Source organism: Ideonella sp. FW305-24, assembly GCF_058788035.1.
This window is the reverse complement of the sequence record NZ_JBYTAI010000001.1, coordinates 219,038-245,894: the sequence shown is the minus strand read 5'-3', so window position 1 is coordinate 245,894 and position 26,857 is coordinate 219,038. Positions and strand designations below refer to the sequence as shown.

Sequence of the window (26,857 nt, the reverse complement as noted above, 5' to 3'; positions counted from 1 at the left end):
CAACGAAGAGAGGTCGCCATGTTTCAACGGATGCTCGTGCCCGTCGATGGCGGTGAGCCGGCCCAGGCCGGGCTGCAGGAAGCACTGGCGCTGGCAACAGCCCATGATTCAGTGCTGTGCCTGCTGCACGTCGTGGATGACGCGCCACTGCTCGATGATCTTTCGGCCCCGGACCTTGCGCCGCTTCACCACAAGACTCTCGCATCCGGCGAGGCGATCCTGGCGCAGGCACGTGCCGTGTGCGAGGCCAAGGACCGGCAGGTGGAGACAAGGCTGTGCGAGTCGCGACATGGACGCGCTTCGGACGCCATCCTGCAACAGGCAAGAGAACTGGCCTGCGACCTGATCGTGATCGGATCCCATGGCCGGCGGGGCGCGCTTCGGGCGCTCCTTGGCAGCGATGCCGAGGCCGTGATCCGGGCAAGCCCGGTGCCGGTGCTGCTGGTCCGCTCGGTCACGGAGACGGCCTCGGCCATCGCCGTCAATGCGCGGGTGCCGTACCGCAGCATCCTGGTGCCGATCGATGGCAGCGAAACCTCGGACCGCGGCCTGCAACAGGCCATCCAGCTGGGGCTCATGAATCACGGCCGCCTGCGGCTGATCCACGTCGTGGACGAGTTGTCCATGGTCGATGCCTTCGAGCCTGCCTTGACGCTGGACTGGGTGGGTCGCCTGCGCGAAGGGGGCCGTTGGATTCTCGATCAGGCTGCCAAGCGCGTTCGCGAGGCAGGCTTGAGCGTGGAAACGCTGCTGGTGGACGACTTCGGACGACGGGTGTGGACCGTCGTGGCCGAGGACGCCACGAACTGGCTGGCGGATGTCGTCGTCCTCGGCTCGCACGGCCGCCGCGGCTTTGACCGCTTGCTGCTGGGCAGCGACGCCGAGCAGATCCTGCGCCATTCACCGGTGCCCGTCCTGCTGGTGCGGCCCGATCAAGCGGCGCAGGGTCGATCACTGCAGCGCACGCCAGTGCAGGGACTCAAAGAGGAAACCCCCGCCGCATCGCCTGGGCCGAACTGATCGGCATCACCGGGCAGGCGGCCGGCCCGCGGTCGCGGGCGGCCGCAAATCACAGGAGATCAAGATGAAAGTGCTCATTGTTTACTTCTCGCGTACCGGCTACACCCGGCGCGTTGCCGAGCAACTTGCCACACGTCTCGGTGGCACTTTGTGCCCGATCACCGAAGCCAGTTCCCGCCTGGGCGCTTGGGGCTACCTGCGCAGCGTGTGCGAGGCGGCCTTCGGCCTGCAATCCGAAATTGGCAAGGTCTCGGTGGATCCTGCCCAGTTCGACCTGATGCTGATCGGCACGCCGGTCTGGGGTTGGCACTTGTCGTCGCCTGTGCGGGCGTTCGCGCGGGCGCACGCCGTTTCGGTGAACCGCTGTGCGTTCTTTTGCACCATGGGGGGGGCTGGCGCAGAGAAGGCGTTCGGTGCGCTGGAAGGCGAACTGCGCCGTGCTCCGCTGGCCACGCTGGCACTCACCGATCGCGAGATCGACAGCCAGATGGCCGGCGCCAAGATCAACGCTTTCGTGTCCTTGCTTGGCGCGGCAGAGTCGGCCTCTGCGCCGGGGCTGGTGCCAGACGGATCGCATCTCGTGGCACAGTGATTCGCGAGCCACCGGCTCCGCGGGCTGCCTGGGGTTGCCGGCGGTGCAGCGGTGCGGACGTCAAAGGCCTGCTTCGCGCAGTCGGGTCAGCAGCTGTTCCGACATCGGGACGATGGCCGGGGGCGATTCGGACAGCGTCGCTGGCGAAAGGAGCACCTGCGGCAGATCCTTCGGTGCCGGCCATTGCAACTGCAAAGCGGCGGCATTGGGAGGGCAAAGCCTGCGCACGCCACCCGGCGAGGGCAGGGGCTTGATCCGGAACCTGGCTGTTGGCTTGGACATCGCATGCGCCTCCGAGCGGACGTGCCTGGTCATGGCCAGGCGGGGTGCCTTCGGTGCTCAGCGCCTGGCGATCAGCACGCCGATCAACAGGCCCACACCTGCCAACAGGCCTGCTGTCGTGTAAGGATGGTCCTGGACTGCGCGGTCGGTGGCGCGAACCGCGCGGCGTGCCTTGCGCAAGGCACTGTCCTCCAGGTCGGCAAGCTCCGACCGTGCGCGCCGCACGCGGGCTTCGAGCTGGTCGCGTGCGGCAGCGAATTGCTCGCTGCCGCCATGCTGAGCCGTCTTCAAAAGTGCCTCTGCCTCGCTGACGACGCCGTGCAGCGTGTCGGCGAGGCGCTCTTGAACAGCAGTTGCCGATGCGTTGATCGCGTCCATTGACATGTCCTTTGATGAATGACGGAAGACAGATGGCAACCCTCGCTTGTTCAGGAGTTGGCATCGATGGCATGAAGCGTAAAGCGGGCCAGCGGGCGGGTGATTGAGAAACCTCAAGCTGCGCTTCTTGGCCTGAGGACAACCGGCTTGAGACTGCGCAAACCGGCCACGGCCAGTGAGGAGAGCAAGGTATGTTTTGCGCCAAGGCGGTCGAGAGGTGCACGCCGGTGTTGGACCCCACACCCGAATGCGGGCCGGCGTCGCGGGAAGGTTCACGATCAACAGGCGCCGATGTGCTGGCGGCACCTGGCCAGGCCAAGGCGGGAGCTCCCCGCGTTCCGGGCCTCGGCTCAAGCGACGGCGGCCGGGCGTGCCGCAGTCCCGGGCAACCAGCTCATGGTTGGCGCAGATGCCAGGCTGGGTCTCACCATCGAGCCAAGCGAGGGACGAACGGCATCGTCGAGCTGCTTGCGTGTGCTGAGGGCCCGCTGCCGCAAGCCGGCCAGGTCCAGGATCTCGACTTCCCGGTTGTCGACCGTGACATGGCCTGCGTCAGCCAGGGTCGTGAACGAGCGGCTGACGGTTTCGTGCGCGACCCCCAGCAGGCTGGCAATGTCGCGCCGGCTCAGGCGCAGCACCATCCGCAACGGTGAGCGGCCCAGTTCGGCCATGCGCGTGGACATCCACAGCAGGAAGCGCGCCAGGCGCACATCGGAAGCGACCGCGGCGATCATCTCCGCCGTGCTGGCCGCGCGAACCAGTTGCCGGCTGAGGGTCAGCTGCATGGCGTGGTCCAGTGCCGGGCATTGCTGGCGCAAGGCCCGCAAGCCGTTCAAGGGCAGCGCGTAGACGGTGACATCTTCCAATGCGACGACGCCCACGGGCTGGCGCCCGCTGTGCAGGGCTTCGAAACCCAGCAGGTCGCCTGGCAGGGCCACGGACAGGACCTGCTCATAACCATCTTCCTGGGTGTGAATGCACTTCAGGCTGCCTGATCGCAGGATGTACAGGGTCTGGGCCGGCCCGCCCTCGTGCAGCAGCGTCGCGTGCTCGCGCAGCCGCCACAAGGCGACTGGCACGGTCTCGTCGGCTGTTCGAACCGTGCTCGCGTGGCCGACCAAGGTCCCGATCAGGTCTCCCAACCGGCCCTTCTCCGCGATGGGCGCCAGGTCGTTTCCCAGGCTTCGCCAAGCGCCTGCAACTGCCGCTTGGATGTGAATCGAGTGGTTGACTGTCATGTCTGGGCCTCCGTGGTCAGGCCCGCTGGAACTTGAAGGGCCCTGCCTTCAGGGTCTCGCGAAACCTGGTTCGCGGCAATCGGCCGGGGCTGCAAGCACCCATCGGCGCCACGGCCAACAAGGCCGGGAAGGATTCCGAACAATGCTTAGGAGTCGGCCGAACCGACTCGCAGGCCCGCGCTTCAGGCGGCCGGCGTGCCAGGGGCGGCGTCGGTGATCATCGCCATCAGGCTTGCGCCGTGCTGCTTGAGCAGGCTGAGCGAAAGGGCGCGCGGCGGATGCCGTGGCCCTGCAGGCACCTCGAAACGCAGCGACTCGCAGATGACCCCGGAGGGCAGGGGCTGCCGGGTGGCCATCGAGCGCAGGCCTGGTACCGCGAGGTGCAGCACCTCGAAGAGGTTTTCCAGGCCGGCTTGCGGGGCCAGCGGCAGCAGCATCTGCGCGGCCATCGGGTTCAGCATCTCGATGTGACCGTCCGTGCCGGCTTTCAGCAGGCCCACGGGTGCACGGTACAGGAAGCTCAGCAGGCTGTCATAGGCATCCTCTTGGCCCGGTATGGCCGGAACATGGCCGGCACGCGACCGGTGATTGACAATCGGAATGGACGCTTCGATGGTCGTGCCCCGTTTGGAGCGGCCGGAGATTTCCAGGCCACCGCCCAGTTGCATCAGGCGCTCGCGCATGTCCAGCAGGCCGGAAGCACCGCTCGGGCGTTGATCGGCGCTGCGCATGCCGATTCCGTCATCGTGAACGCGAAGCGCCAGGCGGCCCCTGCGCCTTGCCAGACGCACCTCGACCCGGCCGGCTCTCGCATGTTCCGCGATGTTGGCCAGCGCCTCCTGCGCCACGCGGTACAGGCAGAGGCTGGCGGCCTGTTCGGTCGCACTCTCTGCAACCCCGACGCTGGGCCCCAGCAGCCTGCAGCGAAGTTGGGTGCGTTGGGCGAAGCGCGCCAGCAATGCTTCCAGCGCAGCCGACAGGCCCAGTTCGTCGAGCATGGGCGGATGCAGGTCGTCGATGATGCCGCGCGTCGTGTCGATGGCCGCAAGCGCCAGTTCGCTCAACCGCGCCAGCATCGGCGCGGCACTTTGCGCACTGGCGTGCGGGTCGATCGCCCCGGCTTCCATGCGCATTGCGGCCAGCGGCTGCAGCAGTTCGTCATGAAGCAGCCGCCCGATGCGCTGGCGGTCGAATTCCTGCGCCGCTTCGCGTGCCGCGGCAACCTGCCGCAGTTCCGCCTGCGACTTCAGCAGTTCAGACTGCGCCCAGCGCAGGTCGGTGACGTCATGCATGAAGATCAGCTGGACGGGTTCGCCGGACTCGACCCCAAAGGCCACGCTGGTCTGCACGCAGCGGGTGCTGCCGTCGGCGCGCAGGATGCTTTCCTCCATCGCCGGCATGACCGCCGCGTCAGCTTTTGACTTCGCAGTCGCCAGGCGTGTCCTTGCCAGCTCGATCGAGCCGGGGTGGAACAGTTCCAGCGGCGACCTTCCCAGCAGCGCCGAGGCTTCGCTGCCGAGCAGGCACAGTGCAGGCTCATTGGCAAACGCGATGCGCTGCTCCCGGATGAGCAGCAGCGGCCCCGGCAGTTGCTGGAGGACCGGGCGCAGCCCGCCCAGGTCGCATGGGGGAAACGAGGTGGCTGGGTTTGCGAGGTGCATGGCAGGTTGGTCCTGCAGAGAGGCTTGATCGCAAGTTACGTGTTCGGCCATGACGCCGCATTGAGGGTCGTCAATGGCGCCCTCCTCGGTGTCGCTTAACTTGGCGCTTGACGAGGCAGCCAGTCCTGCTGCTGCGCCGTGGTTTCTTCATCTGCCAACGACACGCCTTCACGATGCAAACGCTTGACTCGCAATTGAACCTTGATTGTGCTGACGCGCTGAGGCGCGTCGAATGGCTGGGCGACGAGGCGCTGGATCGCCTGCGCTTTGGTGTCATCGGCTTCGACGCCACGGGCGTGATCCGTCGCTACAACGCGTGCGAATCGAGCTTCAGCGGGCTGCGGCCGAAGAACGTCATTGGCCGAGCGTTGTTCACCGATGTCGCGCAGTGCATGAACAACTACCTGATTGCCCAGCGCTTCCAGGATGCCTGGGCCGATTGCATGGCGCTCGATGCCACCATCGACTATGTGCTGACCTGGCGCATGAGACCCACCAAGGTGCAAATGCGGCTGCTTTGCTCGCCTGATCGAGCGATGTCCTATCTGCTGCTGCGCCACCATTGAGCGACAAGGGGGAGGGCGTGCCACCCGGATCGGGCGGGCCCGTCCCGCGCCGGGGACAAGCGGGAGGGCCTGGCTTTGCTGTATCGCCAACGAATCGTCGCCATGCACCAGCGCCCACTGGCAACGGCAAGCGCTTGCGGCTGATCCAGGTTGCACGAGCGCCGAGGCCGGAGGATGGCGGCTCGTGACCACAACGATGAAGATCCCCCACCCAACCATGCCGCCTGGCCTTTGCCTCGTCGCCGACGGTGCTGGCTTCCTCGGCATCAACCTGGTCAGGCGCCTGCTCGCCAGAGGGGTGCCCACCCGGGTGTTGGACATCGCGCCGTTCGACGCATTCCGAGCGTAACCGGGTCGATGTGGTGCTGGGTGACATCCGCGATGTCGATGCGGTCGCCTGCATGCGCGACGCCCACAACCGGGCCCATGGCGCCGACAAGCACTGGCGCCATTGGCCGCAGTACCGGCCCGGCGTGTGCGCCACCTGAGGCCAGAAGACGCCTGGCTGCATTCAGGCAAGCGGCTTCTCCGGTTCAGGTCACGAAGCGGAGGTCGTCCACAGCGTGCAGCAGGCGGATGGTGCCGCCGCTGCCTTCGCGATGGCAATCGCTTCTTGCAGGCCGCGCCGGCTGGTCGGGCTTCCGTCAACGGGGACCAGGATTCGGTGGTACATGTGCGGTGGCCTCGACCCAGTGCCAGAGGCATCACGAGTCTCACCTTTCTCCCTGGCCCTTGTTTGACATTCGTCAATCTCGCCAGCTTGTCCTGCCTGTCGCCGGCTTTCCCCGCGCGCCGTTGAAACCGGCGCCAGCGTCGGCCCTTGGGCGCTCTGAGCATTGAGTTGCCGCAACGCCGCGCCAGCGGCCCGGCAGTAGGCTGAAGCCATCGAGCCGGGGGCGGCTCTGGTGGTGGAGCAATCTTGACACCTGTCGACAATCTGGATGCAACGCTGGTGGCGAATTCGCTGCGGATGGCGAAGTCGTCTGGCGTCGCCGTGGCGGGCTTGGGTGCCGTGGTGTTGGCGGGCTGGGTGCTGACGGTGCCGTGGCTCACGCGCATCCAGCCCGACTTTGCTTCGATGAAGCCGAACACGGCGGTGTGCTTCCTGTTCGCCGGCATTGCGCTGGCCACCTCCAGCACCTCCGCCACCACGCGCGCAGTGCGTGTGTTTCGCGCTTCGATGTTGGGTTGTGTGGTGCTGATCTGTCTGCTGACGCTGGCCGAATACCTGCTGCCAGCAGATCTCGGCATTGACCAGCTGTTGATCCGTGTCGAGGTGGATCCGCATGCCCACGCGCCCGCGGGCCGCATGGCCGAGGCCACGGCCGCCGGGCTGTTGTGTGCTGCGCTGGCGCTGCTGCTGCTGGATGCCAGCCCCTGGCGACCGGTGGCGCAGGGGGCCGCCACAGTCGGGGCGCTGATCGGCCTGCTGGCCTGCGTGGGCTACGCCTATGGCGTGGAGGCCTTGTACGGCGTGGGGGCCTACTCAACGCTGGCGCTGCACGCGGCGATCGGGCTCGTGGTGTTGTGCCTCGGCGCGCTGCTGGCCAGGCCCTCGGAGGGCCTGATGCGCCTGTTGGTCGACAAGGGGGCCGGTGGCATGGCCGCGCGGCGGCTGTTGCCCTATGTGCTGTGCGGCCCCTTCATTCTGGGCTGGCTGCTGCTGTTTGCCGAGCGCCGGGGGCAGGTGCAAGGCACTTTCGGCATTGCGCTCATCACGGTGGCCTACACCCTGTTGTTCGCGCTGCTGATCTGGCGAACCGCGAACGCATTGCACTTGAGCGAAGTGGGCCGAACGGCGATGCAGCGGCACTTGCGCCACCACGAGCTGCGCTTCGACCAGATCATTGGATCCGTCATGGACGCGGTGGTGGTGTTGGACGGTGAACAGCGGATCGTGCTGTTCAATCCCGCCGCAGAGGAAATGTTCACGCGCAGCAGCAGCGACATGCTCGGGCGCACGCTGGAGACGCTGTTGCCTCAGTCGGCTTGGGCCGAACACAGCAGTTTCGTCCGGGAGTTCGGTGCCCGTGGCTCTGCCAAGCGGCGCATGGGCGCAGAGCGCGCCGTGTTTGCCGTGCGTGCAGACGGCCAGCACCTCCCGGTGGAAGTGTCGATCTCCAAGCTGGACGTCGATGGCCAGCGTTACTACACGGCCGTGCTGCGCGACGTTACGGAGCTGCGCGAAAGGACCGAGCAGGCGCGCCTCGCAGCAGAGGCCGCCAATCGCATGAAGTCGGCGTTCCTGGCCAACATGAGCCATGAGATCCGCACGCCGCTGAACGCGATCATCGGCCTGACCAAGCTGCTGCAGCGAACCGGATCCACGCCCGAACAGACCGATCGCCTGGGCAAGATCGACGTCGCGGCTCGCCACCTGCTGTCGGTGGTCAACGACATCATGGACTTGTCCAAGATCGAAGCCGGTGGTTTCCAGCTGGACCTGACCGATCTTCATTTGACGGCGCTGTTCGACAACGTGCAGTCCATCATCTGCGAACAGGCTCGCGGCAAGGGCATCGATGTGCGGGTGGACCTCGATGCGGTGCCGCTTTGGCTGCATGGTGATCTGACGCGACTGGGGCAGGCGCTGCTCAACTACGCAAGCAACGCCGTGAAGTTCACCGACAAGGGATGCATCACGCTGAGGGCCGTGCTGGTCGAGGAGACTGTGGCGGGCTTGCTGGTGCGCTTCGAGGTGCAGGACACCGGCGCTGGCGTTGCTGCCCAGGCGCTGCCTCGCCTGTTCAATGCGTTCGAGCAGGCGGACACCACGGTCACGCGCTTGCATGGTGGCTCGGGACTGGGGCTGGCCATCACCAAGCACCTGGCCCAGCTGATGGGTGGCGAGGTCGGTGTCACCAGCATGCCTGGTCGAGGCTCGACCTTCTGGTTCACGGCCCGGCTGAGCCGCGGCCTGGGGCCGGTGCCTGCCGTGCCCTCAACCGTGCAGCTCAGGCCCGAGGAACAGTTGAGACGCAGGCACACCGGCGCCCGCATCCTGCTGGTGGAAGACAACGAGGTGAATCGGGAGGTGGCCACCGAACTGCTGAAGGCCGTGGGGCTGGAGGTCGACAGCGCAGTGAACGGCCAGGTGGCAGTTGAAAAGGCGCAGCTCCTGGCATACGACCTGGTCCTGATGGACATGCAGATGCCGGTGCTGGACGGCCTCTCGGCCACCCGCAGCATCCGTGCGCTGCCGGGCTGGTCCGGGCGACCCATCATCGGGCTGTCGGCCAACGCATTCAGCGAAGACCGCGAGATGTGCCTGCAAGCTGGCATGGACGACTTCGTGGCCAAGCCGGTTGAGCCCGATGTGCTCTTCAACGCCTTGCTCAGGTGGCTGCCGAGTAAGCCCGTCGAGGCCGGACCGCGCGGGCCGCCGCAACGTCGGCCTGCCGAGGCGGCAGCGATCATGCGGGAACTGCCGATGTGGCGGTTGACCGGCCTGGACGCGGCCTATGGGCTTCAAATGGTGAACGGCAGCGAGACGGTTTTTGCGGGGGTGCTGCGCTCATTCGTCGAGTCCTCAGTCCCGGACATCGAACTGATCCAGTCGGCGCTTGCAGCCCACCAGGCGAGCGAGGCCTTGCCCAGGATTCAATCCCTCAAGCGCGCCGCTGGATCGATCGGGGCTGCGTCTTTGCACGCCATGCTGGTCGAGTTGGAACTGGCCATCCGTCGTTCACGCTCGTTTGCCCTGGTCCAATCCTTGGGCAACGAGGTGGCGGCGCGGCATGCGGCACTCGTCACGGAGATTCGTGCTTTGGATCACCGTTGAGGGTGCGCGGTCGGCGGTCTGGCGAGAAGTCTGCAGCGATCGGCGTCAAGACAGGGCGCTGGTCCTGAAATGCCAGGCCGCGGCCGTGCCGCTGAAACCAGGAAGCACCACTAGATTTCGACACCTGCCTGATTCATGGAGGGCAAGGCCGTTGCGGACAGTGGATTGAGCCGACGCATGCGGCTTGCATCGCAGGTCAATCGAGCGTCAGCACGATGACCACCAACCGAAAGACGCCGAGGAGCACACAGAGCATGCACAGCCCCACCAGGATCAGCCAGATCATGGTCGCCTCCAGGCTTGCGCCGTCTCCCGACGCACACCGGCTGCCCGCCGGGTCAAGGTGGATGCGGCTTGCATGCGAGCCCCCTGTTTCGTGAGGTGTCATTGAACTGCCATTGGCCGGACGCACATTGCGCCAGATCAGCGCAGCGAGGCGGCGTGGCAGGCGGCTTGTGGAGGCATGGCTGGCAGCCGAAGCGGCGAGGCTTGAGCTGGCGCAAGCGATTGCGAAGTTGGGCGCCTAGCATCGCCTGGTGCAGCCATTCGCTGCGGTCATCTCTCAGGGATGTTCAACAGGAAATTGCCATGACCGCGTTGCCCGTGCCAACTGACTCTTCCTCGACATCTGGGCCTGACGCTGTGTGGACAGTGCTGGATGCACTGCATGGCCCGCGTCTTCTGCATGAGTGGAGCGACGCCTGGTTCCACCCGCTGGGCGGCAACCAACTCGCCATGAAGTGGCTCGATGGTTGGCTGATGCTCACTCGCGTGGCAGCCGGCCCTCAGGCCCTTGAGCACGCCCTCAGCTCGATGCAGGAGATCGCCAGCTTCCATCTCAACGCCGTCCAGCAGGCATGGGCCGATGCGTGGTGGCGCGCTGCCACAGGGCATCTGCCCGTCTCCGACACTGTCCGGGACGGCGGGTCCGCCGCCCTCGCCAGGCGGCCTGGCGCTGCGGCGCCGACAAGCGTGCTGGCCGGCCACTGGATGCAGCCCTGGCTCTCCCTCCTGCTTGCGTCCATGCCGCCTGCTCGGACCGACTGAGGTCAGGGCGTGTCCAAGCAAACGGGGCCGGCACCGCGCGATTTCTGGAGAGTGCCGACAGCCGAGCTGCTGACTTCGCTGCTGGCCGAGCGACAAGGACTTTCCTCCGCAGAAGCATCACGCCGGCTTGCGGCGCAAGGCGCCAACACGCTGGACCAACAGCCTCGGCGGCGGATGGCGTCGGCCTTCCTGGCGCACTTCAACAGCCCGCTGGTGCTGATGCTGCTGCTGGCGTGTGGGGCTTCCGCGGTGATGGGCGACGCGACCAGCGCCGCCGTCATCGCCTTCATCGTGGTGGGCAGCGTTGCGCTGGAGTTCGTGCAGGAGCACCGGGCCGGCGACGCAGCCGAGCGTCTGAAGCGTTCAGTGGCGCTGAACGCGAACGTGCTTCGGGATGGCACGGTGACGCGGGTGCCCGCAGCGGCGCTCGTGCCGGGCGACGTGGTGCAGCTGGCGGCTGGCGACATGGTGCCCGCAGACGGTCGGGTCATCGAGGCGCGCGACTTCTTCGTGCGCCAGGCCATGCTGACCGGCGAGGCCTACCCGGTGGAGAAAAAGCCGCAGGAGCTCGATGCAGGCGAGGGCGACATCGGCGCGGCGGTGAATGCGGCGTTCATGGGCGCATCGGTGTTGACAGGCAGCGCGACGCTGCTGGTCTGCCGCACCGGGCGATCGACCTTCCTCGGCGAGATGTCGCATGCCTTGGGAAAGCACGCTGCGCCCACGGCATTCGAGCGCGGCACACGCGGCTTCGGGCAGCTGCTGGTCAAGATGACCGCGGCGCTAGTGCTGTTCGTGACCTTCGCGCAGTTGCTGGCCCACCGACTCTCGGCTGAGACCTTCCTGTTTGCCGTGGCGCTGGCCGTGGGGCTGACGCCCGAGCTGCTGCCCATGGTTGTTTCGGTGACGCTGGCGCGTGGCGCGCTGCGCATGGCCGGGCGCAAGGTGGTCGTCAAGCATCTGCCGGCCATCCAGAACATGGGCAGCATGGACGTGCTGTGCACCGACAAGACCGGCACGCTGACCGTGGCCAGCATCCGGCTCGAGCGGGCGGTCGACGCCGAAGGCCGTCCCAGCGCGCGGGTGCTGGAACTGGCCTGGCTCAACAGCCACTTCGAGTCGGGCCTGCGCAGCCCGCTCGACGACGCCATCCTGGCACAGCCGGGCGTGGACCCGGCTGGCTGGCAGAAGCTCGACGAAGTGCCGTTTGGCTTCGAGCGGCGGCGCGTGTCGGTGCTGGTCGAGCGGGCCGGCGAGCGGCTGCTCATCGTCAAGGGCGCGCCGGAGGACCTGGTCGCGCTGTGCACGCAGGCGCAGGCCGAGCCGGTGGCCGGTGTGCCGCAACGCCGGCCGCTCGACGACCAGGGCCGCGCAAGCGTGCTCGCCAGTTTCAATGCGTTGAGCCGGGATGGCCTGCGGGTGCTCGCCGTGGCCTCGCGCCGCGTGCCACCCGCGCATGACCATGCGCAGCTGGACGATGAACGCGAGCTGGTGTTCTGCGGCTTCGCGGTTTTCCTGGACCCGCCCAAGGCTGGCGTGTCCGAAGCCCTGAGCCGGCTGCGCGCGCTGCATGTGCATGTGAAGGTGCTCACCGGCGACAACGAGGGCGTGACGCGCCACGTCTGTGCACAGGTCGGCCTGCCGGTTCACAACCTGCTGACCGGCGCACAGATCGAACAGCTCGACGACGCTGCGCTGGCCGCGCAGGCGCAGAAGACTTCTGTGTTCTGCCGTGTCTCGCCGGCCCAGAAAAGCCGCGTGCTGAATGCGCTGAAGAGCCGCGGCCATGTCGTCGGCTACATCGGCGACGGTGTCAACGACGCCCCGGCGCTGCACGATGCGGACGTCGGCATCTCGGTGGACACCGCAGTGGACGTGGCCAAGGACGCGGCCGACATGATCCTGCTCGAGCGCGACCTGAACGTGCTGCACGACGGCGTGGTCGAGGGGCGGCGAACCTTTTCCAACGTGATGAAGTACATCATGATGGCCACGAGCTCGAATTTCGGCAACATGCTGAGCATGGCCGCGGCCTCGGTGTTCCTGCCATTCCTGCCGATGCTGCCGGTGCAGGTGCTGCTCAACAACCTGCTCTACGATGCCTCCGAAGCGACGATTCCGTTCGACGGGGTGGACGCAGAAGAGCTGCTGCGCCCGCACGACTGGGACCCCGCCTTCATTCGCCGCTTCACGCTGGTCTTCGGGCCACTTAGCTCGCTGTTCGACTTCGCGACCTTCGCCATGCTGCGGCTCGGTTTTGGCGCCGATGCGGCGCTGTTCCGCACCGGCTGGTTCATCGAATCCATGGCCACGCAGGTGCTGGTGATCTTCGTGCTGCGCACCCGCGGCCGCCCATGGCGCAGCCGCGCCCACCCTGCGCTGGCCACGGCAGCGCTGGCCACCGTGGCGGTGGCCGTGCTGCTGCCGTTCACGCCGCTGGCCGGGCTGCTGGGCTTCGTGGCCCCACCGGCCGGCATGCTGCTGGCCATCGCCGGCGTCGCGGCGCTCTACCTGGTGTGCGTGGAGTTCGCAAAGCGCGGCTTTCATCGCCTTCAACGGCCGGCTTGACGAAGGTCAATGCCCATGGTGCACAGCTGCCCATGATGGCGGCGCGCGCTCCTTCATTCCCGGCCAAACGGAGGCATTCACCATGAAGCAGATCCTCGTCCACCTCGACGCTTCGGCCCGCTCAGCCGTTCGGCTCACCGTCGCGCAGGCGCTGGCGCGCGATCATCAGGCGGCGCTGACTGCGCTGTACGCTGTGGTCCCCACCTTGCTGGCCATGCCCTTTGCCGGCGCCGAAGGCGCGGCCTCGGCCTACACATTGCTCGAACGGCTGGACCGCGAGCAGCGCGGACGTGCGCGTGCACTGTTCGAACGCCAGCTGCCTTCGGGCAACATGACCTGGGCCGAAACCGGCAGCGAGCTTTTTGAGTCTGCCGTGCTCGAACATGCGCTGCTGTCCGACCTGCTGGTGCTGGGTCAGCTGGATGCGAAGGATGAACTGGCTGGCGCGTTGCCGCCCGGCTTCGTCGCCACGCTGCTCACCGACAGCGGCAAACCGGCGCTGATCCTGCCCAGCAGTGGCAGCTTCACGCAGATCGGCCGAGAAGTGCTGCTGGCCTGGAAGCCCACGCGAGAAGCCGCGAGTGCGGCCACCGCGGCGCTGCCGTGGCTGCGCCAGGCGGAACTCATCCACATCGCCTGCGACGCCAGGACGCGCGACGCCGACCGCGTGGGCTGTGTCGCGCTTCAGCGCTGGCTCCGGCTCAACGACGTGACGGCCCCGATGGCCATGCACAGCCTGCCCGAGCAGGACGTCGGCGATGCCTTGCTCTCGCTGGCAGCCGACGCATCGGCCGACCTGCTGGTCATGGGCGCCTATGGCCACAACCGGCTGCGCGAATGGGTGCTGGGCGGGGCGACGCGCACGGTGCTGGACTCGATGAACTTGCCGGTGCTGATGGCCCACTGAGCCCTCGCGCGCAGTTGGCATGCAACCGCTTGCGTTGGCGCAAGGCTCCGGTTCTGCCGCCCGCACAGAATCAGTCCAACACACCGAGGAGAGGGCGATGGCCGACGACACATGCATCCTCGAATGCACTGCATGAGTTGCTGCCTGTCCGCCGCAGCGAACAGCGGGAGGCCGTGCCTTGCAGACCGCCCGTGGCGCGTGATCGCCGCGCCAGCCACAGGCGTGTCAGCCCAGACCTTGCCATCCAGTCCCATGGCCGACGATAGCCCGGCGCTGGCGGCGCAGATCGCCTCGCCTGCGCTGCCTCGAGGCTGGTGGGCTGCATTGCTGCGCCGTCGCTGGCAATTCGCGGGCCTTGCCGCGGTGGCCTTGCTGCTGGCGCTGGCCGGCCTGAGGATGATCGAAGGCCCACGCGTGCCGGTCGAGACCGTCGTGCAACGGGACTTCGTGCAGTCGGTGGTCACCAGCGGCCATGTCCAGGCACCGCACCGCGTGAGCCTGGGCAGCCAGGTGGTAGGCACCGTCAAGCGGGTGCCGGTGGACGAAGGGCAGGTGGTCATCGCTGGCCAGGTCCTGATCGTGCTGGAGCACACCGAAGCCCAGGCAGCGCTGCTGCAGGCCGAGGTGGCGGTGCAGCAGGCGCAGGCGCGGCTTCGCCAGTTGCGCGAAGTGCAGGCACCGGTGGCCCAGGCGACGCTGCAGCAGGCCGAGGTCACGCAGGCCAATGCGCGCTTGCAATGGCAGCGCAGCAGGGATCTGTTCCGCCAGGGCTTCATCGGCCAGGCGGCGCTGGACGAGGCCCGCAAGGCCGTGGACCTGGCCGAGGCCCAGGTGCGCGCGGCACGCTCGCAGTTCGAGGCCGCGCAGCCCGACGGCAGCGACGCAGCGATTGCCAGCGCGGCACTGGCCCAGGCCAGCGCTAGCGCCGACGCCGCGCGCTCGCGGCTGGGTTACACCCAGGTCGCCGCGCCGGTGGCCGGCACGCTGATCGCCCGCGACGTGGAACCGGGCGACGTGGTGCAGCCCGGCAAGGCGCTGATGGTGCTGTCGCCCGCCGGGGCCACCGAGCTGGTGGTGCAGATCGACGAGAAAAACCTGCACCTGCTGGCTGTGGGCCAGCCCGCGCAGGCTTCGGCAGACGCCTATCCCGAGCAGCGCTTTGCCGCCACGGTGAGCTACATCAACCCTGGCGTGGACGCCCAGCGCGGTTCGGTCGAGGTCAAGCTTTCGGTGGCGCGGCCGCCTGCTTTCCTGCGGCAGGACATGACGGTCTCGGTCGACATTCGCACCGCCGAGCGGCCACAGGCGCTGCTGTTGCCACTGGCCGCGGTGCACGAACCCGATAGCTCGCAGCCCTGGGTCCTGCGGGTGGACGGCGGCAGGGCGAAACGCCAGGCTGTGCGCCTGGGCCTGCGCAGCGGCGGCCAGGCCGAGCTGCTCGCCGGTTTGCGGGCTGGCGACCAGGTGGTGCCGGCCTCGGTGGCCACGCTGCGCGAGGGCGACCGGCTGCGGCCGCTGATGTCGCCGGTGCCGCGCGTGGCACCTTGATCGGCCGGCCATGCCACGCTGGTTGCCCTTTGAAGCCATTGTTGCCTTGCGCTTCCTGCGCGAGGGCCGCATGCAGACCCTGTTCATCAGCGGTGGCGTGGCCATCGGTGTCGCGGTCATCGTCTTCATGTCCTCGCTTCTGGCCGGCATGCAGGCCAACTTCGTTCGCCGCGTGCTGAGCGCCCAGGCCCACATCCAGCTGCTGCCGCCCAAGGAAGTGGCGCGCGTGCTGGGCCCGGGAGCGTTGAACCCGCGCGCGGTGGAAGCCGCCATCGTGCAGGCGCCGCTGCAACGGCTGAAATCGATCGACCAGTGGCAGGCGGTGATGGCGCAGATCCAGGCCATGCCGGGCGTGCTGGTGGTCTCGCCTTCAGCCGGCGGCTCGGCACTGGCGGTGCGAGGCGACGCCAGCCGTGCGATCTCGGTGGTGGGCATCGAGCCGGCGCTGTACTTTCGCATCGTCCCGCTGCCCGAAAAGCTGGTGCGTGGCAGCGAGCGCCTGACCAGCAGTGATGTCATTGTCGGCACCGAGCTGGCCAGCGACCTGGGCGTGGGCGTTGGCGACAAGCTGCGCCTGTCGGCCGCCACGGGCGGTGAGAACACGCTCACCGTGACCGGCATCGTCGACCTCGGCAACAAGGGCGCGAACCAGCGCACCACCTTTGTTGCGCTGCACACCGCGCAAAGCCTGCTGGGGCTGACAGGCGGTGTCTCCAGCATCGACGTGACGGTGCAGGACGTCTACCAGGCCGAGGTGCTGGCGCGGCGCATCACCGCGGCCACCGGCGTCCAGGCTGACAGCTGGATTGCCACCAATGCCCAGTTCTTCTCCGCGGTGCAGGCGCAGACCACGGCCAACACCGCGATCCGATTCTTCGTCGGCCTGTCGGTGGCCTTTGGCATCGCCAGCGTGCTGGTGGTCTCGGTGGTGCAGAAATCGCGCGAGATCGGCATCCTGCGGGCCATGGGCATCTCACGCGGCCAGATCCTGCGCAGCTTCCTGCTGCAAGGCGGGCTGCTGGGCTGTGCGGGCGCCATGGGTGGCTCGTTGCTGGGCCTTGGCGCGGTATGGCTCTGGCAGCACTATGCGGTCAACCCGGACGGCACGCCGCTGTTCGCGCTCGCCATCGAACCCGGGCTGTTCGGCTGGACGGTGCTGCTGGCGGCGATGACCGGGCTGCTCGCTGCCTTTGCGCCAGCCTTGCGCGCCGCGCGGCTGGACCCGGCGGTGGCCATCCGTGGCTGAGTTGGTCCACACTGTGGTGGAACTGCGCGGGGTGCGCAAGGTCTTCAATGCTGGACGGCCCAACGAGTCCGAGGTGCTGCATGGCATCGACCTGGCCGTGCCCCAGGGCGCGTTCTGCGCCGTGATGGGACCGTCCGGCTCGGGCAAGAGCACGCTGCTGAACATTGTTGGGCTGCTGGACCGGCCCAGCAGCGGCACGCTGCGAATCTGCGGCCAGGAAACCACCACGCTGGACGAAGACTCGCTCACGCGCCTGCGCGGCCACAGCATCGGCTTCGTCTTCCAGTACCACCACCTGCTCACCGCCTTCACCGCGCTGGAAAACGTGATGATGCCCATGCTGGGTGCCAGTGGTTTTCCGAACGGTGCGATGGCCGCACGCGCTGCTGAGCTGCTGGAAAACGTGGGGCTTTCGAAGTGGCGCGACAGCCTGGCCGGCAACATGAGCGGCGGCCAGCAGCAGCGGGTGGCCGTGGCCCGCGCACTGGCGATGAACCCGGCGCTGCTGCTGGCCGACGAACCGACTGGCAACCTTGACACCAAGAGCGCCGAAAGCGTGTTCGAACTACTGCGCCGATTCAATGTCGAACACGGCACGACGGTGCTGTTCGTGACCCACAACCCGTCGCTCGCGGCCTGCTGCGACAAGACGCTTCAGGTCGTCGACGGTCGCATCGTCGAGTGAGCCTTCAAGGGCGGTAGCGGCCAAGGGGCCGGGCAGGGCCTTGACAGCCAGGGCCCCGGCGGGCAGCAGCGTGACGATCAACGCGGCAAGCAAAGCGGCAGCGGTGCCCAGCCTGGTCAACACGGTCTGCCTTCTCCGCAGAGCGCAGGCCAGCCCTGCGCTGCACCGCCTGTGGTGGTCGCCTGCGCCAGATCGGCCAGCACGTCTCCGAGCAGCTCGAGTACGTGTCGGCGCACCTAAAGGGCATCCGCCATGTGCGGCCCAAGCTGTCCTGCTTGCAGGAGCAGGCTCCAAACCACCTCAAGCTGCTGCGGTAGAGAGCCGTGGTAGTGGGCGTTGAGGCGAAAGGCGGGGCAGTGACCGCGTCAGGTGCGAACGAGGGAGACGAACGCAAATGGACCGTCGTTGTTGTGTCGAAACGTATTCAGATGGCGTCGAAACCGAGCTGGAGTGGTTAGCCCGGGATGAAGGTCGAGGGGAGCCGATTCGCGCCGCCGACATTGACATACTCCCTGGCGTCAAGTCCGACGAGGGGTCCTGAGACGCATGGCCGGCGGTTCGCAGCAAGATCATGTCGGCCGACATCGTCGTCATCGGCACCCGGATCAGGCTGGGCCAGCCCGCCAGCGTTGCAAGCGCGAGTTCGAGCGCATGGACGCCTCCATCAGCGAGGTGGACGAAATCAGGGGCCACATGCCGGCCTATGGCAAGGTGGCGGCCGTGGCTGTGGTGGGCAACGAAGACGGCGCACAACACGTCTGCGCCGAAGTCTTCCAGGCACTCGCCAGCGTCAGGTTCACGGTGCAGCCTGCTCAAGGCGTCACCCTAGCCTGCGATCAAGGGTGAAGAAGAAGGCTGATCGCTCTGCCTGGGCATGCCAGTTGCGCGGAAGCGCACCTCGCACGGCGCGGGCAATCGGCTGCAGTCGCCTGGCGGGTCGAGGGTCTTCGTCGCGAGGCGGCTCCCATCAAAGATCCAGCACCAGCATCTCCGAGCGAGACCTCGAACAACACGGCAGGAACTGGTCGTTCGCCGCCTGCTCGGCGGGCGAAAGGTAGAGATCCTTGTGGTCCGGCTCGCCGGCGAGCACTCGGGTCAGGCAGGTTCCGCACACACCCTGCTCACAGGAGGTGGGTATCTCCACACCCACCTGCGCGAGCGCGGCCACCACGCTGATCTCCTTCGGCACCCAGACGACTTGCCCGGAACTGGCGAGCTTGACCTGGAAGCCTGCATCGTCCGCCGATGGGGCGAGAGCGGCGCCGAAGAACTCGTGGTGCAACGCGGCCTCCGGCCAGCCGGCGGAACGGGCGGTCGTCAACACCGCGTCCATGAACCCTTTCGGGCCGCACACGTACAAGTGGGTGTTGCCGACGGGCGCCGCGAGCAGGTCGGTGAGCACAAGGCGAGACTCCGAGTCGCCGAAGTAGTGGTGCACACGGCCCGCAAACGACGACGCCGCGAGGTGTCGGATGAACGAGGTGCGTTCGCGAGAACGCGTGGCGTAGTGCAATTCGAATTCGGCGCCGATGCGGGCCAGGCGCTCCGCCATGCACAGCACTGGCGTGATGCCGATGCCGCCTGCCAGCAGCAGATGCCGCTGCGCGTCGTGAGCGAGAGCAAAGTGATTTTTCGGCAAGCTGATCGTCAGGCTGTCGCCCACCCGCACCTCGTCGTGCAACGCCTTCGAGCCTCCTCGCGACTGGGCGTCACGCAGCACGGCGATCCGGTAGCGGTGGCTCTCGGCGGGATCGTTGCAAAGCGAATATTGGCGTGTCAGGCCGTCGCGGATCAATACGTCCACATGCGAGCCGGCCGAGAATGGCGGCAGCGCTCCGCCGCCAGCGTCCACCAACTCGAAGCTGCAGATGTCGACCGCCTCCACGTTGCGTGCCGCCACCATCACGCGCAGCATGTCGGTGGTGTGGCCCATGCTAGGTCCTCCTCGGCTGGCGAGCGCCACAGGGCCGGGGGTGCCCGGCAGTTGGCAAGCGTTGTTCAGGAACATGACGGTGCCTCGCCGTTCAGGCCTTGTCCAGAGGCCGGAAGAAGTGCCCCGCCGGCACGCTGATCACCGGCTGTCCGGGATCGAAGCTCGTGCCGAGAGGATCACCGCCCTCGGCCACCACGGCGATCTGCTCCTTCAGCATGCGACGCATCATCACAATGCCTCGGTCGCTGGTGCCGAGATGTTCTTCGGAGTGCAAGCTCAGTACGCCGGCGCTCGCCTGCGCCTCGTAGTCGTTGGGCGAGTCCTGCAACTCCTCGCGTGTCATCTCGCCCCAGGCCTTGCCCTTCCACCGCATCGTGCCGAACACCCCCGCCGTTGCGGTGCGTGCCACCAGTACCTGCACGTAGTGGGTGTCGTCCACCGGCACCACCCAGGAGATCCGGTTGGCCCGGCCGTCGCTCACGTCGGTACCCGGGATCGACATCACGTTCGGGAAGAAGTAGCTGGTGATGCGGCTGAACTCGGTGTCGTCGAGCACGCGCTTGGCCACTGCCTGCGAGCCGTTCGGCGTGCGCGTGAATTCCACCGAGGGCATCACGGCGAACTCCTCGGCGAACTGCACTACGCTGAAGGTCGAGTGCAGGACCTGCACATGAAAGGGGTCCATGATGTTGTCATTCATCTGCAGCCAGCTGTAGGGCACGTGCGGTGTGGCGGCGAAGGTTTCGTCGCGTGTCGCACCCCAGCCGCCCACGCTGGTCTCGTGGAACTCGCCAGGGGCCAGGTCTTCCAGGATGTCGTAGCGCGGCAGCACCGGCTTCTTGTCCAGCGGGCCCAAGTAGGCGAACACCAGCCCGTAGCGCTCTTCGGTCGGGTACCAGGGTTGGCGCACCTTGTCGCGAAAACGGCCGTTGTCGGGCTCGCAGGGTTGGCCGAGGCAGTGGCCCTCGGTGTCGAAGCGCCAGCCGTGATAGCAGCAGGCGATGCTGTCGGCGCCGACCTTGCCGTAATAGAGTGAAGCCCCGCGGTGCATGCAGCGTGGGTACAGCAGCCCGACCTGGCCGTTGCCGGTCCGGAACAACACCAGCTCCTCGCCGAGCACCTTGATGAGCTGCGGCCGGCGAGTGACCGCTGCGGACGCAGCGACCGGTTGCCAGTAGCGCCGCAGCATTTCACCGCAGGGCTGGCCCGGGCCGATGCGCGTCAGCAGTTCGTCGGGCTGACCCGGCACGTAGCCGTGTGCGCTGCCGCTGGCCGGAACGATCGGCACCACGGTTCTTGCGGGCTTGGCGGTTGGCTGGAGAAGTTGTTCGTTCATGGCTCGGGCTCGTTGAAAGAAGAGCATCGATGCTAGGAAGCAAGCATCCCGGGCGCCAATGCAGATTGGCATGCGGCGATGCGTTCTGCCGATAGCGCGCCGCTGGGTGCCATAGGGAATCGGCATCGCTGCGGCTGCGAATCGCAGCGCGCGAGCCACTGCAAGCCCGCAGAATTCTTCTCAAGACCTCCAAGGAGACAAGGCCGGTGAATTCCACTAGAAGAAAGTTCATGGTCGCCAGCGCGTCGATCCCCGCCCTGGCGTTCCCGAGCCGCGCATTCGCCGAGACGAGCTACCCGCCCGGCAAGTGGCCAAACAAGCCGATGCGGCTGATCGTGCCCAACGTGCCGGGCGGCGGCACCGACACGCTGGCACGTTTGCTCGAGCGCCACTTGGCCAAGATCTGGCAACAGCCCCTGCTGGTCGAGTACAAGCCCGGCGCAGGCACGATGATCGGCACCGACTACGTGGCCAAGTCGCCCCCGGACGGATCGACGCTGGGCATGGTCGTGACCTCGCATGTGATCAACCCGGCGTTGCGCAGGAAGATGCCGTTCGACACCCAGAAGGACCTGGCCGGTGTGACGTTGACCGCGCGCTCCGGTCTGCTGCTCTCGGTGGCGCCCGGCTTGCCCGTGCACTCGCTGGCAGAGCTGCTGGCCTACTCGCGGGCGAACTCGGGCAGGCTTAGCTACGCCACGCCAGGCGCCGGCAGCTCGATGCACCTGGCTGGCGAATTGCTGAAGCTCACCTCCGGCCTGGACATGGCTCATGTGCCCTACAAGGGCAGCGGCGCCGCCTACGGCGATGTGTTCGAGAACCGCGTCAACGTGCTGATCGATCCGCTGTTCAGCGCACTACCCCATGTCACTGCCGGGCGCTTGCGGCCCATCGCGGTGCTGAGCGCCAGACGCGATGCCATCGCGCCCAGGATTGCGGCGATCGGCGAGACCTATGCCGGGTTCGATGTGCAGAGCATCAACGGCATCGTGGTGCCCGCCGCCACGCCGCGCGAGTTGGTGAAGCGCCTGAACGCCGATTTCGCCGCCGTGCTGAAGAACGACGAAGTCGTCAAGCGGCTCGCCGAAATCGGCCTGGAGCCCGTCGCCTCGTCACCTGAGAGCTTCGACGCCTACGTGAAGAGCGAAATGCAGCGCTGGCAGGCCGTTGTCAAAGCGGGCAACATCACCATCGATTGACGCTCCGCGCTGGCCGCGGCCGCTACAGGGTCGCGGCAGTCGGTAGGTCGCTGATCGACTCTTCCTCGCACAAGGCGCGCAGCTCCGCCAGCAACGCCTCAAGCCCGGCCGATCGGATCGCGTCAGCGCGCATCACCACGCCGATCTGCAGCTCGGTGCCGACCAGTTCGATCGGCAACAACGTCAGCTGGCCGTTGCGCTGCTCGTGCAGGGCCTGCCGACGCGACAGCACGGACAACCGGTCGCTCGCCCGCAGGAGCCCGCGGACCATCGCCACCGTGTTCGACTCGATCGCGTGGGCCGGCAGGCTCAGGCCCGCTGCCAGGATCGCCCGCTCGAAAACGTTGCGCGAGCGAGTGCGGCGGTACGGCACCACCCACTCGGCATTCGCAACGTCGGGCAGTGCCAGCCGCTTGCGTTGCGCCAGCGGATGCCCCGGACGCACCACCACCGACAGCACGTCATCGAACAGGCGCTCCTGCACCATGTCGTTGGGCGGGCTGGGGTGCAGCGTGCCGACCATCACGTCGATGTCGCCGCAGCGCAGGCCTTGCAGCAAAGCGTCGTACGGACTTTCGATGACGCTCACGTGCAACTCCGGATGCGCCGCGGTGAGCTGGCTGATCGCCCGTGGCGCGAGCACCGTGCCCGAAAGCGGCAAAGCGCCCACCAGCAAGCGGCCGCTGACCAGGCCGACGCTGGCGGCCAGGTCGCTGCCGATGGCACCGATCTCGGCCAACGCCAGCTTGCCGCAGCGCACCATGATCTGGCCGCAGGTGGTCGCGACCATGCCGCGCGATGTGCGCAGGAAGAGGTCACGGCCGACGATACGTTCGAGGTCGCGCAGCGCCAGCGTGATCGACGGTTGAGACAAGCCCAGACTCAGCGCTGCCGCCGTCTCGGTGTAGTGATCGGCGATGGCGATCACTGCCTGCAGGTGCCGCCGCGCCACTTGGCCGACCAGGCTGCAGCGGCGCGCGCGAGGCTCGCCCGCGGCGGCGGCTTCATCCATCTCGCGCCCGGCGCCTTCGAGGTGCTCGATCGCCCGCCGTACACGCATCAGCACGAGGTCGCCCTCGTCGGTGGTCGACATGCCGCGCGAGCTGCGGTCGAACAGCGTCAGGCCGAGTTCGAGCTCCAGCCCGCGCACGGCGCGCGTGACGGCGGGCTGGGTGAGGTGCAGGCTGTCCGCCGCCTTGCGCACACTGCGGTGCTGCGCCACAGCGGCGAAGGCACGCAGTTGCCGCATGTTGACCTCGACCGGGTCTTGCGTCACGGAAGGTGGCCGCCATCCGGCAGCGCGGCGCCCAGCGTCAGTGACAGGTCCCGTGCTCACTCGGCGTCCTCGCGAAACAACACGAAGCGCGCTTCACGGCGCGCGATGCGCCAGCCAGAGGGTGTACACACGAAGTCGTCCTCGAACTCGCCAAGCACCTGTCGAGGCTGCGCCGGTCGACCGAACAGGCCGGCCTCGTCGCTCGACAGGCCGCTCCAGAGCAGCACGCAGCTGTGTCCGTGGGCGCGGCTCGATGTCTGGAGCGTCACCAGCGTGTTGGTGATCAGGTGCCGGGTCAGGCGATCGGACGGCCGCGAGCGGTAGGACGCCGCGATGGCGGCCGGTCCATGCAGCGGCTCGGCGCCGGGCCGGACCAGCACGCCGTCGTCGGCGAACAAGGCGGCGAAGCCGTCGTGGTCCCGCGCGTCTATGCACGACACCCCGCGCACCACGAGGTCGGTGCAGGCTTGCCTGGCGATCCATTGTTCGACCATGGCGGCTTTGGTCCCATCGCTCATGCTGGGCCTTGCGCCACACTGCCGGTCTCGATGAGCGAGGCACCCATCCACGCGGCGAGACCTTGCGAGACGGCCTGCGGCTGCTCCAGCGTGGTCATGTGGCCCGATGCTTCGACTATCTGGAGCCTCGAAGTCGGCATCATGGCGTGCATGCTCTGGTGCCGCTCCGGCGGGCTCCACCGGTCTTCCCGACCGCACAGCAGCAAGGTCGGGCAAACGATCTGCGGCAGCAGTTCGCTCGCGTCCGGCCGGCCCAGCAAGGCGCGGATCTGGGCCTCGAAGATCTGCGGCGTGCTGCGCGCGATCATCTCCAGGATGGTCTCGAACACCGGTGTTCCAACGCAGGCCGGGTGCACCATGCCGCGCGCCCAGGGTTCGCCCATCGCCCGCATGCCGAAGGCGCGCGCCAGGCTCAGCAGGTCGAGCCGTGCCGCGCGCTCCTGTTCGCCAGCCGCCCCCTCGGGCAGCGCCTGGAAGCCCGTGTCCAGCAGCGCCAGGCGCTCCACTCGCTCCGGCGCTCGGCGCAGCACCTCCAGCGCCACCCGTCCACCCATCGAGTGCCCGGCCAGGGAGAAAGCGCCCGGCGGCGCGGTGGACAGCACATGCGTCGCCATGGCCTCGATGCTGTCCAGTGCGCCATAGGCTGCCACCCGGCAGTCGGCAAGATCCGCCAAGGCGCGGCATTGCGGCGCCCAGTTCGCGCCGTCGCACAGCAGGCCGGGCAAGAGAAGCAGCACGGGCTTGTTCATCGCAGGCTCGGCACTTGGCGCGTCCGCATGAAGGCTTCGAAGGTCTCGCCCCGCATCAGCGCGTACACGACCAGATTGGGTGTCTTCACCACGCGGGCGAACTTCTCGAGCACGAAGAAGTTGACGCCGTGGCGCACCAGCGCTATCCAGTCGAGCCGGCGGATCATGGCCTTTTCGCCGTCCGACAGCCCGGCGTTCGACATCGACCGTTCGCTGTCGGCCAGGTAGGCATCGCGCGCTTCGGCGTTGATCATGTTCCAGAAGAAGCGATTCAACTTCAGGGTGCGGTTGCTCACGCGCAGATCGAAGACGTAGGTACCGCCCAACGCCGCCATACCCTCGACTTGTGGATTCATGCTTCGCGCCTCAGGTCTGGGTTTCATACAGCACGACGGTCATCGCGGTGGTCGTGGCCAGGTAGTAATTTTGATGCAGCTTGCGGATGCGGTCACCGAGTGCACCGCGCATGGACAGCCACATGATCTGCTCGACGCTCTCGGCGCCGCCAAGCCGAACGTAGTCTGCGTGCGTCATGTTCATCAACTGCTCCGGATCGTTCTCCAGCAGTTCGAGAAACTTCAGATCCCATTCGGTGTTGTTGAAGCCCGTGCGCTCGCCGTGGATCTGGTGCGACAAGCCGCCGGTGCCGACCACCACTACCCGCAGGTCGACCGGATACGACTCGATGGCGCGGCGCACCGCCTGACCGAGGCGGTAACAACGCCTGCCGGTTGGCAGCGGGTACTGCAGCACATTGATGGCGATCGGCACGATGCTGCCCGGCCAATCGGGCACATGCGGCCACAACAAGGGCAAAGGCGCTGCGCAGCCGTGGTCGATCGGTTTTTCCTGGAAGATGGTCAGATCAAACTCGTCGTTGACGAGTGATTCGGCGATATGCGCCTGGAACTCGACATCGCCCCGCAGCGGTGGCAGTGGCCGGAGGCCCGCGCCTTCATCGGCAACGGGAAACGTGGCCCCGACCCCGAGCGCAAAGGTCGGGTACAGGTCGAAGAAAAACGTGGTGCAGTGGTCGTTGTAGAAGAACACGAGCACATCGGCCCGATGAGCCGCCAGCCACGCCGCAACCGGCTCGTAGCCCTTGAACAGCGGCGCCCACGCCGGGTCTTGCTGCTTGCCCTTGTCGTATGCCACGCCGATGGTCGGGACATGAGATGTCCCGATGCCGCCAATGATGATTGCCACGGTCTGCTCCCCGGTTCAGAAGCTGTGCTTGATGCCGGCAACGAAGCCCCGCGGGTCGGCATCGCGCCCCGCACCGCCGACACGAGCCGAGCCCGTCGCCAGTGCGAGGTTGGTATTCGCATCGTTGTCGACTCCGCCGTAGGAGGCGTAGAGGTTGCTCCGCTTGGAGAGAAGGTAGTTGTAGGAGAGGCCGTAGTTGATGGCTCGGCCGGAGGGAGTGTTCAAGTGCTCGAAGCTCGTGCGTGCGACCTGGGTCCATAGCACATGCTGGCCGAAGCTGGCGCTTGCGCCGATCCAGCAAGCGCGGGTCTTGTCGACGGCGCCGGTCGTTGCCGTCACGGGATCGGTGCGCCAGCAGCCGAGATTGGCTGCGTAGGCCGCGAGCTTGTACTCGACGCCGAAGCCGCCCTCGTCGAAATGCCCTGCGGCCTGTGTAGAGGTCGCCAATAGCTTGCGGCGCTGCAACGAGACAGTCGCGAAGAGGTCGGGCCGGCGATAGTCGATCGACCCGGCCATCAGCTTGCCAGCGATTCCTTCCCCGGCCGCAATGGCCGCGCGCCCGATGAAGCCCGACCAGGCTGGCGAGTTGTAGAACACACCGTTGTTGATGCGTGCCTCGCGCAGTTGGCTTGCGACCGAGATGGTGCCCGGCAAGCCGTACCGATTTCGGTCCGACTGGATGATGGTCCAGAAGCCCGGCGAATAGTCCCGGCCCAGCAGCACTTCGCCAAAGCGGCCCTTCAGGCCGACCACCGAGCGCCGCGCCCAGAACGCCGAGGCCGGCTCGCCGTAGGTGACCGTGGTGCCGGTATCGAGACCGAAGCCGGTCTCGGTGTTGAAGATCGCCTGCAGGCCGTCGCCAAGGTCTTCACTCGCGCGAAAGCCCAGGCGCGAGTTCCATTGGTGCCCCGAGTCCACGGCCTTGGTCCAGTGCGCACCGGGTGCGCCGGTCTTGGACACCAGCACACCGGCATCGACGATGCCGTAGACCGTGACCTGATCCTGCGCCAACGTTGGTTGCAGGCCGGCACAGACGAACAGCGCCGAGGCTGCCGAGAACGGCGCCATGCGCCTGCCGAATGCAAAGGTCATCGTGTCTCCTGGGTGAGTTTTTTTCGCTG

At 67.2% G+C, this 26,857-nt stretch carries 27 protein-coding genes; 15 read left to right on the top strand and 12 right to left on the bottom strand.

The genetic code is table 11. The features are described from left to right. Positions 1-30: 30 nt before the first annotated feature. Positions 31-1,020, top strand: a complete 990-nt coding sequence (locus tag AC3WR5_RS01085) for a universal stress protein (protein WP_492481204.1) — start codon at positions 31-33, stop codon at positions 1,018-1,020. Positions 1,021-1,084: 64 nt separating this feature from the next. Beyond that, complete coding sequence (locus tag AC3WR5_RS01080; protein WP_492481202.1) at positions 1,085-1,612, top strand: flavodoxin family protein; 528 nt, start codon at positions 1,085-1,087, stop codon at positions 1,610-1,612. A 339-nt stretch (positions 1,613-1,951) separates the two neighbouring features. On the opposite strand, the gene AC3WR5_RS01075 is transcribed toward AC3WR5_RS01080, so the two are convergent. The 3 genes from AC3WR5_RS01075 to AC3WR5_RS01065 all read right to left on the bottom strand — a co-directional run bounded on the left by AC3WR5_RS01075 (position 1,952) and on the right by AC3WR5_RS01065 (position 5,171). Further along, positions 1,952-2,272 carry an ElaB/YgaM/YqjD family protein gene (locus tag AC3WR5_RS01075; RefSeq protein ID WP_492481200.1) on the bottom strand — a complete coding sequence of 107 codons (321 nt, stop codon included), beginning with the start codon at positions 2,270-2,272 and terminating at the stop codon, positions 1,952-1,954. 350 nt (positions 2,273-2,622) lie between these two features. Continuing rightward, complete coding sequence (locus tag AC3WR5_RS01070; protein ID WP_141285566.1) at positions 2,623-3,510, bottom strand: Crp/Fnr family transcriptional regulator; 888 nt, start codon at positions 3,508-3,510, stop codon at positions 2,623-2,625. Positions 3,511-3,692: 182 nt separating this feature from the next. Next, positions 3,693-5,171: a PAS domain-containing sensor histidine kinase gene (locus AC3WR5_RS01065; protein WP_492481198.1), complete on the bottom strand. Its 1,479-nt coding sequence runs from the start codon at positions 5,169-5,171 to the stop codon at positions 3,693-3,695. A 173-nt stretch (positions 5,172-5,344) separates the two neighbouring features. Here AC3WR5_RS01065 and AC3WR5_RS01060 point away from each other — a divergent pair, with 173 nt between their 5' ends. The 3 genes from AC3WR5_RS01060 to AC3WR5_RS01050 all read left to right on the top strand — a co-directional run bounded on the left by AC3WR5_RS01060 (position 5,345) and on the right by AC3WR5_RS01050 (position 6,225). After that, positions 5,345-5,737 (top strand): PAS domain-containing protein, encoded by a 393-nt coding sequence (locus tag AC3WR5_RS01060; RefSeq protein WP_141285570.1) that lies wholly within the window; start codon positions 5,345-5,347, stop codon positions 5,735-5,737. 196 nt (positions 5,738-5,933) lie between these two features. Continuing rightward, positions 5,934-6,086 (top strand): hypothetical protein, encoded by a 153-nt coding sequence (locus tag AC3WR5_RS01055; protein ID WP_492481195.1) that lies wholly within the window; start codon positions 5,934-5,936, stop codon positions 6,084-6,086. Between the two features lie 13 nt (positions 6,087-6,099). Continuing rightward, a complete protein-coding gene (locus tag AC3WR5_RS01050) occupies positions 6,100-6,225 on the top strand; it encodes a hypothetical protein (protein ID WP_492481193.1) in 126 nt (41 codons plus the stop codon). A 50-nt stretch (positions 6,226-6,275) separates the two neighbouring features. On the opposite strand, the gene AC3WR5_RS01045 is transcribed toward AC3WR5_RS01050, so the two are convergent. Next, positions 6,276-6,410: a universal stress protein gene (locus AC3WR5_RS01045; protein ID WP_231012974.1), complete on the bottom strand. Its 135-nt coding sequence runs from the start codon at positions 6,408-6,410 to the stop codon at positions 6,276-6,278. 246 nt (positions 6,411-6,656) lie between these two features. Here AC3WR5_RS01045 and AC3WR5_RS01040 point away from each other — a divergent pair, with 246 nt between their 5' ends. The 9 genes from AC3WR5_RS01040 to AC3WR5_RS01000 all read left to right on the top strand — a co-directional run bounded on the left by AC3WR5_RS01040 (position 6,657) and on the right by AC3WR5_RS01000 (position 18,365). After that, positions 6,657-9,518 carry a hybrid sensor histidine kinase/response regulator gene (locus AC3WR5_RS01040; protein WP_492481191.1) on the top strand — a complete coding sequence of 954 codons (2,862 nt, stop codon included), beginning with the start codon at positions 6,657-6,659 and terminating at the stop codon, positions 9,516-9,518. A 588-nt stretch (positions 9,519-10,106) separates the two neighbouring features. Then, on the top strand, positions 10,107-10,565 hold the full coding sequence (locus AC3WR5_RS01035) for a hypothetical protein (protein WP_492481189.1): 459 nt from the start codon (positions 10,107-10,109) through the stop codon (positions 10,563-10,565). Positions 10,566-10,574: 9 nt separating this feature from the next. Continuing rightward, the gene (gene mgtA, locus AC3WR5_RS01030; protein WP_492481187.1) at positions 10,575-13,133 is read left to right on the top strand and encodes a magnesium-translocating P-type ATPase; all 2,559 of its coding nucleotides are present in this window, start codon (positions 10,575-10,577) and stop codon (positions 13,131-13,133) included. Between the two features lie 82 nt (positions 13,134-13,215). Then, a complete protein-coding gene (locus AC3WR5_RS01025) occupies positions 13,216-14,040 on the top strand; it encodes a universal stress protein (protein ID WP_492481185.1) in 825 nt (274 codons plus the stop codon). Between the two features lie 252 nt (positions 14,041-14,292). Then, a complete protein-coding gene (locus AC3WR5_RS01020) occupies positions 14,293-15,588 on the top strand; it encodes an efflux RND transporter periplasmic adaptor subunit (RefSeq protein WP_492481183.1) in 1,296 nt (431 codons plus the stop codon). Positions 15,589-15,598: 10 nt separating this feature from the next. Beyond that, positions 15,599-16,834, top strand: coding sequence for an ABC transporter permease (locus AC3WR5_RS01015; RefSeq protein ID WP_492481181.1), 1,236 nt, complete (start codon positions 15,599-15,601; stop codon positions 16,832-16,834). Beyond that, positions 16,827-17,519, top strand: coding sequence for an ABC transporter ATP-binding protein (locus tag AC3WR5_RS01010; protein ID WP_492481179.1), 693 nt, complete (start codon positions 16,827-16,829; stop codon positions 17,517-17,519). Before AC3WR5_RS01015 ends, AC3WR5_RS01010 begins: the two co-directional genes overlap by 8 nt. A 155-nt stretch (positions 17,520-17,674) precedes the next feature. Then, entirely contained in the window at positions 17,675-17,836 is a 162-nt protein-coding gene (locus AC3WR5_RS01005) for an IS66 family transposase zinc-finger binding domain-containing protein (RefSeq protein WP_492482581.1), read from the top strand. Between the two features lie 334 nt (positions 17,837-18,170). Next, a complete protein-coding gene (locus AC3WR5_RS01000) occupies positions 18,171-18,365 on the top strand; it encodes a hypothetical protein (protein ID WP_492481177.1) in 195 nt (64 codons plus the stop codon). A gap of 121 nt (positions 18,366-18,486) precedes the next feature. Here the strand turns inward: AC3WR5_RS01000 and AC3WR5_RS00995 are convergent, their stop codons facing one another. Next, entirely contained in the window at positions 18,487-19,452 is a 966-nt protein-coding gene (locus tag AC3WR5_RS00995; RefSeq protein ID WP_492481175.1) for a PDR/VanB family oxidoreductase, read from the bottom strand. A gap of 91 nt (positions 19,453-19,543) precedes the next feature. Beyond that, positions 19,544-20,788 (bottom strand): Rieske 2Fe-2S domain-containing protein, encoded by a 1,245-nt coding sequence (locus AC3WR5_RS00990; protein ID WP_492481173.1) that lies wholly within the window; start codon positions 20,786-20,788, stop codon positions 19,544-19,546. Between the two features lie 230 nt (positions 20,789-21,018). On the opposite strand from AC3WR5_RS00990, the gene AC3WR5_RS00985 reads away from it, so the two are divergent. After that, positions 21,019-21,987 carry a tripartite tricarboxylate transporter substrate binding protein gene (locus AC3WR5_RS00985; protein ID WP_492481171.1) on the top strand — a complete coding sequence of 323 codons (969 nt, stop codon included), beginning with the start codon at positions 21,019-21,021 and terminating at the stop codon, positions 21,985-21,987. A 22-nt stretch (positions 21,988-22,009) separates the two neighbouring features. On the opposite strand, the gene AC3WR5_RS00980 is transcribed toward AC3WR5_RS00985, so the two are convergent. From AC3WR5_RS00980 to AC3WR5_RS00955, 6 genes are read right to left on the bottom strand one after another with little or no spacing between them, the layout of a single operon-like run. Continuing rightward, positions 22,010-23,263 (bottom strand): LysR family transcriptional regulator, encoded by a 1,254-nt coding sequence (locus tag AC3WR5_RS00980; RefSeq protein WP_492481168.1) that lies wholly within the window; start codon positions 23,261-23,263, stop codon positions 22,010-22,012. Positions 23,264-23,319: 56 nt separating this feature from the next. Further along, complete coding sequence (locus AC3WR5_RS00975) at positions 23,320-23,781, bottom strand: nuclear transport factor 2 family protein (RefSeq protein ID WP_492481166.1); 462 nt, start codon at positions 23,779-23,781, stop codon at positions 23,320-23,322. After that, positions 23,778-24,530 carry an alpha/beta fold hydrolase gene (locus AC3WR5_RS00970; protein WP_141286936.1) on the bottom strand — a complete coding sequence of 251 codons (753 nt, stop codon included), beginning with the start codon at positions 24,528-24,530 and terminating at the stop codon, positions 23,778-23,780. Before AC3WR5_RS00970 ends, AC3WR5_RS00975 begins: the two co-directional genes overlap by 4 nt. Beyond that, positions 24,527-24,886: a protocatechuate 3,4-dioxygenase gene (locus AC3WR5_RS00965; protein WP_141286934.1), complete on the bottom strand. Its 360-nt coding sequence runs from the start codon at positions 24,884-24,886 to the stop codon at positions 24,527-24,529. The genes AC3WR5_RS00970 and AC3WR5_RS00965 overlap by 4 nt, the downstream gene beginning before the upstream one ends. A 10-nt stretch (positions 24,887-24,896) precedes the next feature. Further along, a complete protein-coding gene (locus tag AC3WR5_RS00960; RefSeq protein WP_141286933.1) occupies positions 24,897-25,736 on the bottom strand; it encodes a gallate dioxygenase in 840 nt (279 codons plus the stop codon). A 15-nt stretch (positions 25,737-25,751) separates the two neighbouring features. After that, on the bottom strand, positions 25,752-26,828 hold the full coding sequence (locus AC3WR5_RS00955; RefSeq protein WP_492481164.1) for a porin: 1,077 nt from the start codon (positions 26,826-26,828) through the stop codon (positions 25,752-25,754). Positions 26,829-26,857 lie beyond the last annotated feature (29 nt).